This window comes from Brevibacterium sp. S111, from assembly GCF_004745075.1.
Classification (GTDB): domain Bacteria; phylum Actinomycetota; class Actinomycetes; order Actinomycetales; family Brevibacteriaceae; genus Brevibacterium.
On the sequence record NZ_RHFH01000001.1, the window covers coordinates 92,720 to 108,106 of the forward strand.

At 66.5% G+C, this 15,387-nt stretch carries 14 protein-coding genes; 7 read left to right on the forward strand and 7 right to left on the reverse strand.

Annotation, left to right across the window (positions count from 1 at the left end; translation table 11 throughout):
- The first annotated feature begins 55 nt into the window (after window positions 1–55).
- The 4 genes from rarD (at window position 56) to EB836_RS00530 (ending at window position 3,257) form a co-directional block, all read left to right on the forward strand.
- Window positions 56–970, forward strand: a complete 915-nt coding sequence (gene rarD / locus EB836_RS00515) for an EamA family transporter RarD (RefSeq protein ID WP_240689509.1) — start codon at window positions 56–58, stop codon at window positions 968–970.
- 224 nt (window positions 971–1,194) lie between these two features.
- Window positions 1,195–1,596, forward strand: coding sequence for a GntR family transcriptional regulator (locus tag EB836_RS00520; protein WP_135537480.1), 402 nt, complete (start codon window positions 1,195–1,197; stop codon window positions 1,594–1,596).
- Between the two features lie 3 nt (window positions 1,597–1,599).
- Window positions 1,600–2,517, forward strand: a complete 918-nt coding sequence (locus EB836_RS00525) for an ABC transporter ATP-binding protein (protein ID WP_135537175.1) — start codon at window positions 1,600–1,602, stop codon at window positions 2,515–2,517.
- On the forward strand, window positions 2,514–3,257 hold the full coding sequence (locus EB836_RS00530) for a hypothetical protein (RefSeq protein WP_135537176.1): 744 nt from the start codon (window positions 2,514–2,516) through the stop codon (window positions 3,255–3,257). Before EB836_RS00525 ends, EB836_RS00530 begins: the two co-directional genes overlap by 4 nt.
- Before the next feature lie 43 nt (window positions 3,258–3,300).
- On the opposite strand, the gene EB836_RS00535 is transcribed toward EB836_RS00530, so the two are convergent.
- From EB836_RS00535 to EB836_RS00550, 4 genes are all read right to left on the reverse strand, one after another.
- Window positions 3,301–4,368 (reverse strand): permease, encoded by a 1,068-nt coding sequence (locus tag EB836_RS00535; protein ID WP_135537177.1) that lies wholly within the window; start codon window positions 4,366–4,368, stop codon window positions 3,301–3,303.
- Window positions 4,369–4,426: 58 nt separating this feature from the next.
- The gene (locus tag EB836_RS00540) at window positions 4,427–5,437 is read right to left on the reverse strand and encodes a polyprenyl synthetase family protein (protein ID WP_135537481.1); all 1,011 of its coding nucleotides are present in this window, start codon (window positions 5,435–5,437) and stop codon (window positions 4,427–4,429) included.
- Between the two features lie 76 nt (window positions 5,438–5,513).
- On the reverse strand, window positions 5,514–6,815 hold the full coding sequence (locus tag EB836_RS00545) for a geranylgeranyl reductase family protein (RefSeq protein WP_135537178.1): 1,302 nt from the start codon (window positions 6,813–6,815) through the stop codon (window positions 5,514–5,516).
- Window positions 6,816–6,817: 2 nt separating this feature from the next.
- Entirely contained in the window at window positions 6,818–7,591 is a 774-nt protein-coding gene (locus EB836_RS00550; RefSeq protein ID WP_135537179.1) for a demethylmenaquinone methyltransferase, read from the reverse strand.
- A 159-nt stretch (window positions 7,592–7,750) separates the two neighbouring features.
- Between EB836_RS00550 and EB836_RS00555 the strand changes: the two genes are divergently transcribed.
- A complete protein-coding gene (locus tag EB836_RS00555) occupies window positions 7,751–9,115 on the forward strand; it encodes an isochorismate synthase (protein ID WP_135537180.1) in 1,365 nt (454 codons plus the stop codon).
- A 79-nt stretch (window positions 9,116–9,194) separates the two neighbouring features.
- On the opposite strand, the gene menD is transcribed toward EB836_RS00555, so the two are convergent.
- On the reverse strand, window positions 9,195–10,892 hold the full coding sequence (gene menD / locus EB836_RS00560) for a 2-succinyl-5-enolpyruvyl-6-hydroxy-3-cyclohexene-1-carboxylic-acid synthase (RefSeq protein ID WP_135537181.1): 1,698 nt from the start codon (window positions 10,890–10,892) through the stop codon (window positions 9,195–9,197).
- A 59-nt stretch (window positions 10,893–10,951) separates the two neighbouring features.
- Here menD and EB836_RS00565 point away from each other — a divergent pair, with 59 nt between their 5' ends.
- Both EB836_RS00565 and EB836_RS00570 read left to right on the forward strand, forming a co-directional pair.
- On the forward strand, window positions 10,952–12,547 hold the full coding sequence (locus EB836_RS00565) for an alpha/beta hydrolase family protein (protein ID WP_240689510.1): 1,596 nt from the start codon (window positions 10,952–10,954) through the stop codon (window positions 12,545–12,547).
- 32 nt (window positions 12,548–12,579) lie between these two features.
- The gene (locus EB836_RS00570; protein WP_135537182.1) at window positions 12,580–13,287 is read left to right on the forward strand and encodes a hypothetical protein; all 708 of its coding nucleotides are present in this window, start codon (window positions 12,580–12,582) and stop codon (window positions 13,285–13,287) included.
- Window positions 13,288–13,362: 75 nt separating this feature from the next.
- On the opposite strand, the gene EB836_RS00575 is transcribed toward EB836_RS00570, so the two are convergent.
- Together EB836_RS00575 and EB836_RS00580 are read right to left on the reverse strand one after the other, a co-directional pair.
- Window positions 13,363–14,499 carry an o-succinylbenzoate synthase gene (locus EB836_RS00575; RefSeq protein ID WP_135537183.1) on the reverse strand — a complete coding sequence of 379 codons (1,137 nt, stop codon included), beginning with the start codon at window positions 14,497–14,499 and terminating at the stop codon, window positions 13,363–13,365.
- A gap of 147 nt (window positions 14,500–14,646) precedes the next feature.
- A complete protein-coding gene (locus tag EB836_RS00580) occupies window positions 14,647–15,216 on the reverse strand; it encodes a dienelactone hydrolase family protein (protein WP_135537184.1) in 570 nt (189 codons plus the stop codon).
- Between the last annotated feature and the right edge of the window lie 171 nt (window positions 15,217–15,387).

A 15,387-nucleotide genomic window follows, 5' to 3' on the forward strand; every position in this document is an offset into this window, starting at 1 on the left:
TCTCATGTGCGGGGCCCCGCCCGGTCGCTGCCCGACTCTCAGTAGACTGGGGCGAGTGAGCACAGACCCAGGACCCGATGAGAGCGCAATCCGCCGTGCCGGCCTGATCAACGGATTCTCCGCCTACCTGCTGTGGGGAGTCATGCCGCTGCTCTTCGCAGCCGCAGCTCCCACGGGTGCGCTCGAGCTCGTCTCCCACCGAGTCATCTGGTCGCTGGTGTTCTGCGCCCTCCTCCTCGTCTTCACCGGCGGGTACGCCCGCACCTGGCAGATCCTTCGCTCACCGCGCACCTTCGGGCTCCTGCTGCTCGCCTCGGTGCTCATCGCGATCAACTGGACGACGTTCATCTACGGCGTCGAAACCAACCAGCTCGTCGAGATCTCGCTCGGTTACTACCTCAATCCGCTGCTGTCGATCGGCCTCGGCGTGGTCTTCCTCGGTGAGAAGCTGCGCCCGCTGCAGTGGACGGCCGTGGGCTTCGGCCTCCTGGCTGTGATCGTCGTCGGGGTCAGCCTCGGCCGCATCCCCTACCTCGCGTTCACGGTGGCCCTGTCATTCGGCCTCTACGGGCTCGTGAAGAACAAGGTCGGCTCCCGTGTCGGTGCGCTCGAGGGCATGACCGTCGAGAGCCTCGTCCTCGCCGTGCCCTCAGCGATCTACCTCATCGTCCTCGGCTCGCTGGGTCTGCAGACGTTCAGCGGCTTGGGCGGATGGCACGTGTTCGTCATCATCATCACCGGTCCCGCCACGGCCATCCCGCTCATCCTCTTCAGCGCCGCGGCGCGCCGCATCCCCCTGTCCTGGGTGGGCATGCTCCAGTACCTCACTCCGACCCTCCAGTTCATCCTCGGCGTCACGGTGCTCGGTGAGCTGATGTCGACACCGCGGTGGATCGGCTTCTTCATCATCTGGATCGCCGTCATCCTGCTCTGCACCGATCTCGTGCGCACAAGCCGTCGTCGTCCGTGACACCGCCTCCGCCGGAGCCGGTGGACGCCACTTCCGCCGGAGTCGGCAGCCCCCTCGGAACCACCCGAAACCCGTGATCCGATCATGCCAAACACCAGCCCGTCGGCGCCCATCCGCTGGCTGCCGGGTTCAGAGTCCAACGGATTCCGCCGGAAGCCCTTGACATCATCCTCACCCCCATGGTTCATTAGTTGAGTAACTAACCAACAGACATGGAGTTGAATATGATCGACGACGGCAGACCCCTGTTCGCGCAGATCGCCGAGCGCGTAGAGGACTCGATCATCGACGGGACCCTGTCCGAGATGTCCCGGGCCCCGTCGACGAACGAACTCGCGAGCTTCTACTCGATCAATCCCGCCACGGCGGCCAAGGGGATCAATCTCCTCGTCGCCAAGGGCGTGCTCGAAAAGCGACGCGGAATCGGAATGTTCGTCACCGAAGGCGCTCGCGGCCTCCTCATCAACGAGCACCGCACCACGTTCTCCGACACCTACATCACTCCCCTGCTCAATGAGGCCGATCGGCTGGGGCTGGGATCCGAGGACGTGATCGCGCTCATCACAGAGCGCTCCCGAGAGCTCCGACTGACCAGTGCCATCGATCCGGTCACCACGAAAGGATGAGACATGAATGCCGTCATCGAAGTCCGCCACCTCACGAAGACCTACAAGAAGACGAAGGCACTCGACGATGTCTCCCTCACCATCGAACAGGACGCGATCTACGGACTGCTCGGCCGCAATGGAGCCGGCAAGACCACACTGATGTCGATCCTCACGGCACAGGACTTCGCCACCAGCGGTGACATCGACGTCTTCGGCGAGCACCCGTACGAGAACGCCCGCGTACTCAACCGCATGTGCTTCGTCAGGGAGAGCCAGAAATACCCGGAGGATGCGACCGCCAAGCACGCACTTGCCAATGCCCGGCGCTTCTTCCCGCACTGGGACCGGTCGTTCGCCGAGGAGCTCGTCGATGACTTCCGCCTTCCCCTGAAGACCCCGATCAAGAAGCTCTCCCGCGGTCAGCAGTCCGCCATCGGCGTCATCATCGGTCTGGCTTCGCGGGCCGAAGTCACCTTCTTCGACGAACCGTACCTGGGTTTCGACGCCGTGGCCCGGCAGCTCTTCTACGACCGCCTCATCGCCGACTACGCGGAATGCCCGCGCACTATCGTGCTCTCGAGCCACCTCATCGACGAGGTGGCGAACCTCATCGAGAACGTCATCGTCATCGACCGCGGCCGGATCATCATGGACGAATCCGCCGAGGCGGTCCGCGGCCGCGCTGTCAACATCGTCGGCGATGATGATGCGATCCGACGTCTTGTCGCCGGACGTGAGGTCATCCACAGCGAGACATTGGGGCGGGTGTCGTCTGTGACGATGCTCGGACACCTCAGCACCCTCGACCGCGAATTCATCGCCGAGGCCAACCTGGATCTCACTCCCGTCTCTCTGCAGCAGCTCGTCGTGCGCACCACTCAGAGTGGGGCCGACGGCCGATCCGTGCCCGACACCGAACACAGGAGCCTTCAGCCATGACCGCCACCGCCTCCGCCGCCAGCATCCGACCCGCTGCCGGGCCGAAGAACCGGACCTGGGGTGTCGTCCGACTCCAATTCACCAATACGCAGACCTTCGTCTGGGTCCCCGTCCTCGTCCTCGGCGGGATCTGGCTCATCACCCTGAGCGTCTACTGGATCATCTCCTCTTCGGGTGTCGAGGGGCCGATGTACAGCGGTGGGTCGCAGGCACCCCTGTGGTACTTCGCTGTAGTGGGCGCCCAAGCAATGAATCTGACCTTCTACTTCTCCCAGGCGATGAGCCTCACCCGCCGCGAGTTCTACCTCGGCTCGCTCCTGGCCGCGGCGCTGAGTGCGTTCGGGATCTCCCTCGTCTTCGTCCTCCTCGGCCTCATCGAGCAGGCCACGAACGGCTACGGCATCAACGGCTACTTCGCCTACCTGCCCTGGGTTTGGGAGGGTGGGCCCTTGGCTGCGGGACTGACCTACTTCGTCCTCACCATGCTGACGTTCATCCTCGGCTTCTGGTTCGCCATCGTCAACAAGCGATTCGGGTTCCTCGTCCTCACCATCTCGCTTCTGGCAATCGCGCTTCTCCTCATGGGAGCAGCGGCGATCGTGAGCGTCAATCGGGCCTGGGCCGAAGTGTGGATGTGGTTCGCTCAGTCCTCAGCCCTCGGGCTCACCTTCTGGGCGCTGGGGCTGTGCGCGGTCTTCGCCCTCGGCTCCTATCTCACACTGCGTCGCCTGACCACCTGATATCGGATCAGGACTGACGAGCCCGACGAGGCAGTGCGGCACTTCAGCTCAGCAGCGCCAGCATCCCACCGGCGAGCACCGCTGAGACGGCGACGGCGACTCCCATGGCCGCGGTCGTCCGCCATCCCATCGCCTTGCCGACCATGACCATCGACGGGATGCTCAGCGCGGGCAGCGCGACGAGCAGGGCGCCGGTGACACCGGCTCCGACGCCCAGCGGCACGAGGGTGAGAATGATCGGGATCTCTCCGCCGGTGGGGATGACGAGCAGGGTGCCGACGACCGCGACGACGAGGACGGCACCGGCGCCCAGCTGCGCTTCGAGACCGAAGACGCCGGTCAGCCACGGAGCGAGCAGTCCGATGAGGAAGACGAGCAGAATATGCTCGGGCACGAGGATGAGCGTGAACCGCCCCAGGGAGCGCAGGAAGCGCACGGGAAGAGACGACACCGTCGCCGAGGCGGGGCTCGGGTCGGGCACCGGATCGTTGCGTCCGGTCACCCACCGTCCGATGAGGGCGCTGGCACCCACAGCGATGAGAACAGCGAAGACCAGGCGCACGGCCGTGTACTGCCACGGCAGGACGAAGGCCAAGAAGATGAGCACAGCGGGGTTGAGCAGCGGGTTGCCCACCCAGTAGGCCAGTGCCGCCGAACGACGCACCCCCGTCTCACGCAGTCCCGCGGCCACCGGGGCCGCACAGCAGGTGCACATCATCGACGGCATCGACAGGGCGGCACCGACGAGAGACTGACCGGCATGGCTGCGCCGATTGAGCAGCCGCAGCAGCCAGTCGCGCGGCACGAGAGCGTCGATGACGGCGGCGACGAGCAGCGCCACGAGCAGGGCTTTCCACACTGCGGTGAAGTACACAAGAGTGAAGTCCCAGGCTCCCGACAGCGACACGGCCTCCCCGGCAGCATCGAAGAGCGGAGCACCGTCCCACAGGGAGGTTCTGCTCAGCGCCCACGCCTTGTCCCAGTAGGGCAGCCACTTCGACCAGCTCAGGCCCACCAGGAGGAACACGGCGAGCACGCCGAGGCCGACCCAGTCGGCCGGTGTGAGTGTCTTCGCACTCGGAGACGGTGAGGCTGCCGAGTCGACGGTCATCGATGAGGTTCCTTTGCGGCCTGGCCGAAACGGCAGAGACTGAGAAGTGTGAGGACGCTCAGGAGCTGCGTGCGACGACGGAGTCGGCGAAGGCGAACAGCGCTTCCTTCACCCGCCCGGCGGGCAGCGCGGCCAGTGCCTCCTTGGCGTCATCGGCCCACCGCACGGCCTCGGTGCGTGCTCGCTCGGTCACGGGATGAGCGGCCAGGGCCGCGCGAGCGGACTCCAGAGCCGCATCGGAAGTGAGGTCGGCGTCGAGGAGTCGGACCACCTCGGTCGCGGAGTCATCGCCGGCGGCGGCAGCGGCACGCACGTAGAGGACGGGCAGGGTGGGGACGCGTTCGCGCAGGTCCGTGCCCGGGGTCTTTCCCGATTCCGAGGATGTCGTGGTCAGGTCGATGATGTCATCGGCGAGCTGGAAGGCCACGCCGACGCGTTCGCCGAAGATCCTGACGGGTTCGGCGAGTGCCTGATCGGCGCCGGAGAACATGACACCGAACCGCGCCGAGGTGGCGATGAGCGATCCGGTCTTATCGGCGAGCACCTGGATGTAGTGCTCGATCTCGTCGGCGTCTTCGGGCGGTCCGGCGAATTCGTTGAGCTGGCCGAGGACGAGACGTTCGAAGGTCTCGGCCTGGATGCGCACGGCCTCGGGACCGAGCTTCGCGGTGACCCCCGAGGCCTTGGAGAAGAGCAGATCGCCGGTGAGGATCGCCACCGAATTGCCCCACACCTCATGAGCGGCCTTCGCACCGCGGCGCACGGGAGCATCGTCCATGACGTCATCGTGGTAGAGCGAGGCGAGGTGAATGAGTTCGACGGCCACGGCCGCATCGATGATGTCCTCGTTCTCGGCGTCGCCGAGGCGGGCGGTGAGCAGGACGAGGTTCGGGCGCGCCCGCTTGCCGCCGGCGGCCAACAGGTGCTTCGAGGTCTCGTCGGGGAGCCTGCGGGTCTGTTCGGTCACCTCGTAGAGTTTGGCCTCCACGGTTTCCAACTGAGTCGAGATCTCCGCCGCGAGCTGGGCGTCGTCACCGGTGAAGGTGGCCGGAGAGGCTAGGTGGCTCATGTCCTCGTCATTCGTCGTAGTCGGTGTCGGCATGCCGTTGTCCTTGCCCTTGCGCTCAGAGTCTTCGCCCATGTGCTCAGACATTGCTGGTGGCCGGGACGATTCGGGCCAGGGCGGAGATCACCCTGTCGATGAGATCGGCCTCGGAGACCTTCGGGTCGCGGTAGAGGTTCGCCAACAATTTGACGACGAACTCCATCACAACGTCAACACCCATACCGTACTTGATTCCGAACTGCATGAGCGCAGGGTGGCCGATGATCGCGGCGAAAACACGGCCGAGAGTGAAGTAACCGCCCAAGGAGTCTCCGAGCAGTGCCGGGTATTCCTCGAGTCGGCGGCGCATCACGGCCTGCGGGTAACGGGAGTACGTGGAGATCACCTCGGCGGCGATGCGCGCCGATTCCAAGGCATAGTCGATGCCTTCGCCGTTGAACGGGTTGACCATACCGCCGGAGTCGCCGACGAGCAGCAGACCGCGGTGGAAGTGCGGAGTGCGGTTGAACGCCATGGGCAGGGCGGCGGATTTGATCGGACCCAGCGAGGTCGATTCGTCGATGCCCCACTCGTGGCCCATGTCGGCGATCCACTGCCCCATCACCTTGCGCAGGTCGACGGATCTGAATTGCGGGGAGGAGTCGAGGAGGCCGGCACCGATGTTCACCGTGCCGTCGCCGAGGGGGAAGATCCACCCGTATCCGGGCAGGGTCTCCGCCTCTCCGGCCTGGTTCGTCGACCGCATCTCGACCCAGGATTCGATGTAGTCATCGGCGTGCCGAGGCGTCGTGTGATAGGCACGGGCGGCGATTCCCATCGGCCGGTCGTCGCGCTTCTCCAACCCCATCGACACGGCCAGACGGGAGGACACGCCGTCGGCGGCGATGACGATGGGGGCCCGGAAGTGGGCTTCGGGTCCGACGCGGCGGCCTCGGTGGTCGGTGCCGGAGGCATGCACGCCCCTGATCCACCCGTCGTCGCCGATGTCCGGGGACATGGCCCGCACCTGTTCGAAGAGTCGGGCTCCGCTGCGCTGAGCATGCCGGGCGAAGGCCTCGTCCATGCTCATGCGCGGGCGGGTGAGCCCGTAGTTCGGGGTGCCGTCGATGTCCGGCCAGTCGAGTTCGAGGCGGTGCCCGCCGCCGATGAGGCGCAGCCCCTTGTTCGGATGCCAGCCGTCGGAGGCCGGCAGATCCATGCCGAGGAATCCGGCTTCCTTGACCGCACGCGGGGTCAGGGCATCGCCGCAGATCTTGTCGCGCGGGAAACCTGACTTCTCGAGGATGATGACCTCGTGGCCGGCCTGGGCGAGGTAGGCGCCGATCGCCGATCCGGCGGGGCCGGCTCCGACGACGACGACCTCGGCATCGAACTCATTCATCGTCAAGGCGTGTGCGTCTCCGCTTCGCCACCGTGCTCCGCCCGGTCGGTCGGCTCCGACGCCCCGGCATTCGCTGCCGGCTCGGCGGGTTTGAGGGCGTGGTGGACAGCGACGATTCCGCCGGTGAGGTTGCGGTACTTCACCTGGTCGAAGCCGGCATCGAGGATCTGGTGGGCGAAAGCGTCCTGGTTCGGCCAGGCGCGGATCGATTCGGCCAGGTAGACGTAGGCCTCGGGGTTCGAGGACACGGCCCGGGCGATGGCCGGCAGCGCCTTCATCAGGTACTCCTTGTACACGAGGCTGAAGGCGTCGAGCGTCGGGGTGGAGAATTCGCAGATGACGAGACGGCCGCCGGGCTTGAGCACCCTCAGCATCTCGGCCAGTGCCGTGTCGACGTCGTTGACGTTGCGGATGCCGAAGGAGATCGTGACGACGTCGAAGCTGGCATCGGCGAAGGGCAGATCCATCGCGTCGGCGTAGATGAAGTCGATCTTCGGGTGCCGTCGGCGCCCCTCGGCGAGCATCCCGGTGGAGATGTCCCCGGCGACCACCTCGGCGCCGTGGTGAGTGAACGTCATCGACGAAGTGCCGGTTCCCGCCGCCAGATCGAGCACACGTTCGCCGGGCCCTGCGGCCACGGAATGGGCGACGGTGCGACGCCATGCACGGGCGAGCCCGAAGGTGAGGACATCGTTCGTGAGGTCGTAACGGGAGGCGACATCATCGAACATCGACGCGACGTCAGCGGGCTGCTTGTCCAGCTTGGCACGATTCATGACCATATTGTCTCAACACCTGCGGCGGGAGGGCGAATCCGCACGACCGCGGACATGCGGCAGACGGTGTGGACATGGCCACACTTCCTGCCCCGAGTGCTCACCGCGACTCCAGCGGGGAGGCCGCGAGCCCGCATCCTCGTCTAGACTCGAGGCGACATGACTACGACTCTAGGCACCTCCGACATCCTGGCCGCCGCCCCGCGCCTGAACGTGCGCTCCCGCTTCGTCGATGACGTCGATCCCGGGCCCGGCTTCCCCTTCGAATCCGGCCTGCCGACCACCGTCGAGCAGACACTCGAGCTGCTGCCCACCTCCGGGTTCTCCTGCTGGGTGCGTGACACCTCCGGGCTCATCGGCTTCGGCCGAGTGCTGCGCATCCGCGCCAGCGGCCCTGAACGCTTCGCCGAACTGTCCCAGGCCTGGAAGGCCATCACCGAGGCGGCCACCGTCGAAGATGAGGTCGACCTCCTCGGATCCGGGCTGATGTGCTTCGCCACGGTCGCCTATTCGGGCGAATCCACGGTCGATTCGATCATCCACGTCCCCGAATTCGTCCTTGGTCGCCGCGGCGGCCGCGTGTGGCTGACCTCGATCACCACCGCCGCAGAACCTCCCCTGCCCCCGCTGCTGCGTCCCGAACCGCTGCGACGGGTGGAATCGGCCCATGCCGAACCCGGTGACCTCGACCCGACGCGGTGGTCGCAGCTCGTCGCGCAGGTCGCGGACATGCTCACTCCCGTCGAGACCTCCGACGAAGTCGACGCGTTCTCCGACGATCCCTCGCTGCGCAAGATCGTCCTGGCCCGCGACGAAGTCGTGACCACCGAGGGCGACATCGACGTCCGATCGGTGCTCGGTGCGCTCAACCGCAGCTACCCGAGCTGCTGGACCTTCGATGTCGCGGGTCTCATCGGATCGACCCCGGAGCTGCTCATCGGGGTGGAGAACAATCGGGTGACCTCCCGCGTCCTCGCCGGCACCTACCGGGTCGAGGCCGACCCGATGGACGAGCTGCCGGCGGCGAGAAAGCTGCTGAGCGCACACAAGGACAGCACCGAGCACGCCTTCGCCATCGCCTCCCTGCAGCGCAGCCTGGGATCGGTCGCCGAGGATGTCACCGTCGATGAGCGCCCGCACCTGCTGCCTTTGGCCAATGTCATCCATTCGGCCTCGGACGCGCAGGCGACGCTGGCCGCCGACTCCGGTCTCAACGCCCTCGACGTCGCCGCGGCCGTCCACCCGACCGCGGCCGTCGGCGGGTATCCGCAGGCGAGCGCTGTGGCCCACGTCGATGAGCTCGAACCCCTCGACCGGGGCCGGTACTCGGGTCCTGTCGGGTGGATGGACGGGCGCGGCAACGGGCAGTTCGGCATCGCCCTGCGCTGCGGCCAGCTCGAGGAGCGCAATCGGATCCGCTTGTACGCCGGGGCCGGGATCATGCCCGATTCGGATCCCGACACCGAGGTGGCCGAGACGAATGCGAAGCTCAAACCGATGCGCAGGGCGCTCGGTCTGAGTTGAGACGCGAGCCGGGCTGACGATCCGGTCAGGCTGCCGGCCCGGTCGGACGGATGATCCGATCGGGAGGACTCGTGTGACGTCAGCCGAGAGGTGTCACTTCGACGATCCGCCGCCCGGTCGTGGAATCCTCGGCTGCCAGTGCAGCGCTCAGGCCCGGAGCGTCGCTCACCTGCGCGTAGTCCCAGCCGTAGGCGGCTGCCAGTTCGGCGAATCCGCGACCGTGCGGGACGGTGAAGTATCGCTCGAGGTGGGCCTCGAGGTGGGGCTGTGAGTGTTCGAGTCCGGAGAAGATCGCGCCCCCATCGTCGTTGAGCACGACGATCGTCACGTCACCGGCTGCCTCAGCGGTCGGAGTGAGCAGTCCGCCGACGTCGTGGAGCATCGCGATATCGCCGATGAGGAGGACGACCGGTTCCCCCAGCCCGAGAGACAGACCGGTTGCGGTCGACACGAGCCCGTCGATGCCGGCCAGACCGCGAGAGGCGTGGATGCGGGCCCGGATGGTCTCGGCGTCGCTGAGGTAGCGCACCGAGTTCGAGCTCGCCACGAACAGCGTGATCTCCTGCTCGGCGAGGTGTTCGGTGATCCTCCGCGCCGTCGTCTGGAACCTCTCCGCCGAGGGCAGGCTCACAGGTGAGGATGCGCCCGCCTCTTCAGCCCGTTCGGCCCGGACGTCCGCCACGATCGAGGCCCCCGTCTCGACCCAGTTCCGCACCCAGGCGGGTCCCGATGAGGCGTCGGCTTCTGCCGACCCCGAGTCGATTGCCTCGCCTGTGACGGCTGCCTCGTCGAACACGGTGATTCCGACCGTGTCGATGTCATCGGGCACATGCTGCACGTGCACGGAATCGTCGGCCAGCAGTGCGGCGACGGGCCTCGTCAGCGTCGGTTTGCCGTGGACGATGACGGTGCGGATCGCGTCCCGCAGCTCGATGTGTTCGCCGAGCACACGCGCATGGGCGGGCACGAATGTCGAGGTCGCCTGGGTGGACCGCGACAGCGGACTCGAGGGTTCGGCGAGCACCGGCAGATGGTGGTCGGCGGCGAGCGCTCGCACGGTCTCGGCCGAGTGTCCGCCGGCGTCCCCGGCAACGATGACCGTTCCATCGGTGACGGTGACGTGCACCTCCGAACACAGGGGCTCACGCGCTCGCATCGGTCCGGCCCGCAGGGTGCCGATCTCTTCGGCCCACGCCTTCAGCTCGTCGACGGTGGGCACGAGCGGGGTGTCGAACTGCACGTTGAACTGGACCGGACCGGCCGCCTCGGTGCCGGTTCCACCGGTCGTGCCCGCGGTCGCGGACACTGCCTCGATCACGGCGCGCTCGATCACGTCCGAACTCTCACCCGCGGGAATGTCGAAGCGGGCGCGGACATCGCTGAGGACCTGGGACTGGTCGTCGATGGTCTGGTTCGCGCCGGTGGCGCGCAGTCGGGCGGGCCGGTCGGCGGTCAGGGCCAGCAGCGGCAGGTGTCCGTAGGAGGCTTCGAGAACGGCCGGGTGGAGGTTGGCCACGGCCGAGCCGGAGGTCGTCACGATCGCCACGGCCGCTTCCCCGCCCCGCACGCGCAGACCGCGCGCAAGACCGAGGGCGAGGAACCCGGCGTCACGCTCATCGATGCGCACGTGCGTGCGGATGAGCCCCGCCTCGTTCAGCGGTGCCAGGGCGTAGACCAAGGGGGCCGACCGGGACCCGGGGGCGATGACCACGTCCGTGACCCGCGATCGGATCAGGCTCCGGGCTATCTGCTGCGCCGCCGCGCTCGAATTCGACATCACCTGATATTCAACCACTTACCCACCTGCGGTTCATCTCCACCCTCTAGCCTCGACGCATGCGCCGCTCGTTGATCATCGCGATGGGAGCTCGTGCCATCCGCACCCTGACCGCGGCTCGCTCCCAACGCGGACTGTACCCCGCCCTCGACCAGAACAGCTCCTTCCTCGGACCCGAACCCCGCGGCAAGGACGCACGGACCTGGCACATCCGAGACAAGCGGAAACTCTCTCCGAGGCTGCGCGAATTCTTCCTCTACTCCCCCGCTCTCGGCCGGACCGTCGGGGTGCGGGTGCTGCTGCCGGGCATTCCCGCCGAGGTCAGCCCCGTCATCCACCTCTTCCACGGCGGTGGCGACGATTTCCGGTCGTGGACGGATCTCGGGTCCGCCGAAGAGCTCACTCTCGATTCCCCCTCCCTCATCGTCATGCCCGACGGCGGCGCCGGGACGTACTCGCGGCTGGCTGTCGGCAGCGAAGTCCACGATTGGCCCCGATTCCACACCGAGGAGATCCCCGAGTTCCTCATGGCGAACTTCTCCGTGGACTTCGCCCCGGAGAACCAACGACTGGCCGGACTGTCGATGGGCGGGTACGGAGCGATGAAATACGCGGCCTGGCATCCCGACCGATACGGGGCGGCAGCCGCGTTCTCCTCCCCCTTGGACCCGCTGTCGACCGTACCGGCCTTCGACATCATCGCAATGCGTGAAGGTGCTCGGTCGATGACGCTCTTCGGTGATCCGGTCGCCGATCGCGGCGAATGGCTGGCGAACTCCCCGTATGCCTTGGCCGAGAACCTCGCCGGCCTCGACCTGTGGTTCAGCGCCGGATCCGGCAGCCTCGAGGGCACGAACGATCGGGACCTGGTGGAGAAGATGATCAACGCTCAGGGCGAGCGCTTCGCCGCCCGACTCAGCGCACTCGGCATCCGTCATTCCTGGTTCCCCCGCACCAGCGGGCTGCACAACTGGACCAGTTGGGAACGCGAGCTCGGTGCGTGGCTGAAGACGCTTGCCAGACGGCGGAACTACTCGAGCTCGAACCGAGGCCTCACCGATCGCGTGGCCGATGGCGGCCGATTCACCTATCTCACCGGGCACGCCCTCTTCGACATTCACGGGTGGCGCGTCGAGATCTCCCGGCGTCGGCCACAGATCGTACGCTTCGACGGCGTCAGCGCCGCGGGTTTCTCCCTGACCGGCACCGGCAGCTTCCGTGTCCGAACGCCCGGGCTCTTCGATCCCGGCCGTCGTTATGACATCAGCGTGTCCGGTCCCGGCGGAAGCAATGCCTACCAGCAGAAGGCGGACAAGAAGGGGCGGCTGACGTTCACCGGTCGGCTGGCCGCGGCCATGCACGACCCGATCATCCCCGGCAAGCGGACCGCACACTTCACCGCGCTGGGACAGGACGAGGTGACCGCGGTGCGGATCACCTCGGCGCTGGCCGACGCGGCAGCCGACGACAGAAATGCCGCGAGCGGCGACGAACGAACCGTGACCGACGATCGACACCCCACGGCCGATGTGGGCCACGACCAGGTCAGTGGTGATGTTCCAGATCCGACACAGACAGCAGCCTCAGCTGAGACCGTCGGCGACTATATTGGGAACGGTCATGAATCAACGACTGCTGACTCCTCTGAACGCTGATCTTCACTGAACGCTGACTCGAGAGGCCCAACATGAAACGCATACTCCCAGCCATCGCTCTCATCGCTGGACTGTCCCTGACCGGATGCACGGGCGGTGACCAGAGTGCAGACAAGCCCGACGGCAGCGGAGACTCCTCGCCGACCGCCGAGCAGACGCCGGAGGCGAAGAAGCTCGATGAGGCGCAGCTGAAGGACATCCTCGAGTCCACCTCTGCCGAGGGCCAGTCGTTCAAGGTCGTCGAGGGGGCCGGCCAGGCCAACAGTGAGTCGGTGAAGGCCATCGAGGGCTCGGAGTTCGAACCGGCCAAGTGCAAGAACATCACTCTCGACATCCTCAACGCGAACCTTGCCTCGGACGGCACCACAGTGGCCGCCACCTCCACCGACAATGTCCTGTCCGCAGGCATCACGAGCTTCGACGATCCTGAGGGTCCGCAGACCCAGCTCGATGGGCCGTCGAAGATCGCCGAAGAGTGCAGCGATGTCAAGCTCAAGACCGCGGGCCTGGAGATGACGATGAACTATCAGACCTTCGATCCAGAGGTCGCCGGGGCCGATGCGACCGCCGGAGTCGTCGCCTCCTTCGATGCCGCCGGGCAGACCGCGATGGAGATGAGGATGGTCTACGCTCAGGTCGACAACAATCTTGTCTCCGTGTCCAATGTCGCCGATGTCGAAGAGGCGACGGTGACCAAGACCGCCGACGCCTTCGTCGAGGCCGTGAAGAACGCCGGCTGAGCTCGCCCACTCAACACAGGTCCGGGCCGTCGGTGGCCCCGCAGTCCGTGGCCCAGACATGGGCCGGCCGGGGGTCTAGACCTCTGCTGTCCCTCCGCGGCGCAGGAACGTCCAGCATTGTTGAAGTCGCCGCGTCCACCAGTCGAATCGCCCCGGATCCACCGCCAGCTGCTGCAGACGGTCAGGATCCGGGGTGATTCGCGCTGCGGGGATGCTCCCGTCGACCGGGGTCAGGCTCGCTGATTCGGACACGACATCGGCGGTGAAGAGACGCCCGGTGCCCAGACCGCAGGCTACCGACTCGCCGAGGATGTCCCGACTGGCCCGAGTGCGCGGCAGCCGGGCGGCGAGTTCGGCCCCCGCAGCCAGCCCGACGGAGGATTCGAGCGCTGAGGACACGACCGTGGGCAAGCCCGAGGCGGCAATGACGGACAGAGCCTGCCCGATCCCGCCCAACGGTTGGACCTTGACGATGATGACCTCGGCGGCACCGAGTTCGGCCACACGCAGCGGATCCTCGGCCTTGCGGATCGACTCGTCGGCGGCGAGAACGATCGGAATGTCCCGTCGGGTGAGTGCTTCGCGCAGCTGCGCAAGCCCCTCGACCCCTGCCACGGGCTGTTCGAAGTATTGGAGTTCGAAACCGGCGAAGGCCTCGCACGCCTCCAGTGCGTCCGGAAGCGAGTACCCGGCGTTCGCGTCGAGGCGCAAGGTCGTGTCCGGGAACAGACGCCTCAGCTCCCGCAGCCGTTCGAGATCCTCGTCGAGGGAGTCGATGCCGTGTTCGGCGACCTTCGCCTTGATCGTGGACACCGTTCCATAGCGGGAGAGAATCGACTCGACCTCGTTTGGAGCGCAGGCGGGCAAGGTCCCATTCACGCTCACCCTCTCAGGCACGAAACCGCGGGAAGAAGCGGCGGCTGGAGCCGCCTCGGCGAGGGTGGGAACGAACCCTGCGAATTCGAGTCCCGCCCGCAGCCACCGGCTCGCCTCCGCGGTGCCGTACTCGGTGAACGGGGAGAACTCTGCCCACCCGGCCGGTCCGGCGAAGAGCGCGACCTCGCGTTCGGTGATGCCTCTGAACCGGGTGACCATCGGCAGCCGCACCACGTGGAGCCGTTCGAGCATGTCTTCGAACCGTTCAGGCAGATCGAGCGGTGCGGAGGCGGTGGCAGCGGCAGAAGCAGACGAAGTGTGTGCGATCTCGGGCATGGGCTCAGACTATCCCCTGTCGTTGGGGCACGACAGCACGAAGCCGCGTGCTTGGAAAGCGGTGTCTCAGCACAGATCTCGACGCGGTGCCCCGCGCACTCTGAGGTCAGCGTGCCCCGAGAACTTCGCGCCCAAAGAGTCGTGAGCTCAGAGGTCCTGCAGGAAAGCGTGCACCCGTGAGCGCACCAGCCCAGCAGCGTCGGCGTCGAACGCCTCGAGCGAGGAATCGGTGAAGAGGTGCGCATCGCCGGGATAGACGAACAGTTCGGCCGAGGGTGTCGATTCAGCGAGCTCACGTGCTGCCGGCAGGTCCTCGTCGAAGAACTCATCGCCTTCCATCCCGTGGATCTGCACCGGAACTCCTTCCGGCCACGACTGCCCGAATTCGGAGACCGGGGCACACGAATGAAGGAACAGAGCGCCTCGCGCACCAGGGCGGGTCTGAGCCAGCTTCTGGGCAGTCATCACTCCGTAGGAGAAGCCCGCATAGACGAGTTCAGATCCCACCCCGTTGACTGCCGCCAGACCTTTGTCGCGGAGCGTATCGAAGCCGACCTCCTGAGCAAACGCAAAGCCGTCGTCGATCGAGGCGAAGGTCCGTCCGTCGAACAGGTCGGGGGTGTGCACGGTATGGCCCTGCTGCCGCAGATCCTCGGCGAAGGCGGCGACCCCGTCGGTGAGGCCCTGGATATGGTGGTAGAGCAGAACTTCGGCCATCTCAGTCTCCCATTGACTGCTGTTCTGGTGCGCTTGTCGTTCCGATTCTCCGGAATGGTGACTGAGTCTAGACCCGCATGGCCTGGCTCACAAGGTGTCTTTGCGCCTTCGGCGGAGACATCATGCGCCTTTGCCGAAGGCAGCAAGCGATGCCTGATGAGGTTCGCCTCC

What these genes read in the sequence shown, in the direction of transcription:
- EB836_RS00575 (WP_135537183.1), bottom strand. Translation starts at nt 14,499, where the DNA reads ATGCCCGAGATCGCACACACTTCGTCTGCTTCTGCCGCTGCCACCGCC.
- EB836_RS00545 (WP_135537178.1), bottom strand. Translation starts at nt 6,815, where the DNA reads ATGAATGAGTTCGATGCCGAGGTCGTCGTCGTCGGAGCCGGCCCCGCC.
- EB836_RS00530 (WP_135537176.1), top strand. Translation starts at nt 2,514, where the DNA reads ATGACCGCCACCGCCTCCGCCGCCAGCATCCGACCCGCTGCCGGGCCG.
- EB836_RS00580 (WP_135537184.1), bottom strand. Translation starts at nt 15,216, where the DNA reads ATGGCCGAAGTTCTGCTCTACCACCATATCCAGGGCCTCACCGACGGG.
- EB836_RS00550 (WP_135537179.1), bottom strand. Translation starts at nt 7,591, where the DNA reads ATGAATCGTGCCAAGCTGGACAAGCAGCCCGCTGACGTCGCGTCGATG.
- EB836_RS00520 (WP_135537480.1), top strand. Translation starts at nt 1,195, where the DNA reads ATGATCGACGACGGCAGACCCCTGTTCGCGCAGATCGCCGAGCGCGTA.
- EB836_RS00525 (WP_135537175.1), top strand. Translation starts at nt 1,600, where the DNA reads ATGAATGCCGTCATCGAAGTCCGCCACCTCACGAAGACCTACAAGAAG.
- EB836_RS00565 (WP_240689510.1), top strand. Translation starts at nt 10,952, where the DNA reads ATGCGCCGCTCGTTGATCATCGCGATGGGAGCTCGTGCCATCCGCACC.
- EB836_RS00540 (WP_135537481.1), bottom strand. Translation starts at nt 5,437, where the DNA reads ATGAGCCACCTAGCCTCTCCGGCCACCTTCACCGGTGACGACGCCCAG.
- menD (WP_135537181.1), bottom strand. Translation starts at nt 10,892, where the DNA reads ATGTCGAATTCGAGCGCGGCGGCGCAGCAGATAGCCCGGAGCCTGATC.
- EB836_RS00555 (WP_135537180.1), top strand. Translation starts at nt 7,751, where the DNA reads ATGACTACGACTCTAGGCACCTCCGACATCCTGGCCGCCGCCCCGCGC.
- EB836_RS00535 (WP_135537177.1), bottom strand. Translation starts at nt 4,368, where the DNA reads ATGACCGTCGACTCGGCAGCCTCACCGTCTCCGAGTGCGAAGACACTC.
- EB836_RS00570 (WP_135537182.1), top strand. Translation starts at nt 12,580, where the DNA reads ATGAAACGCATACTCCCAGCCATCGCTCTCATCGCTGGACTGTCCCTG.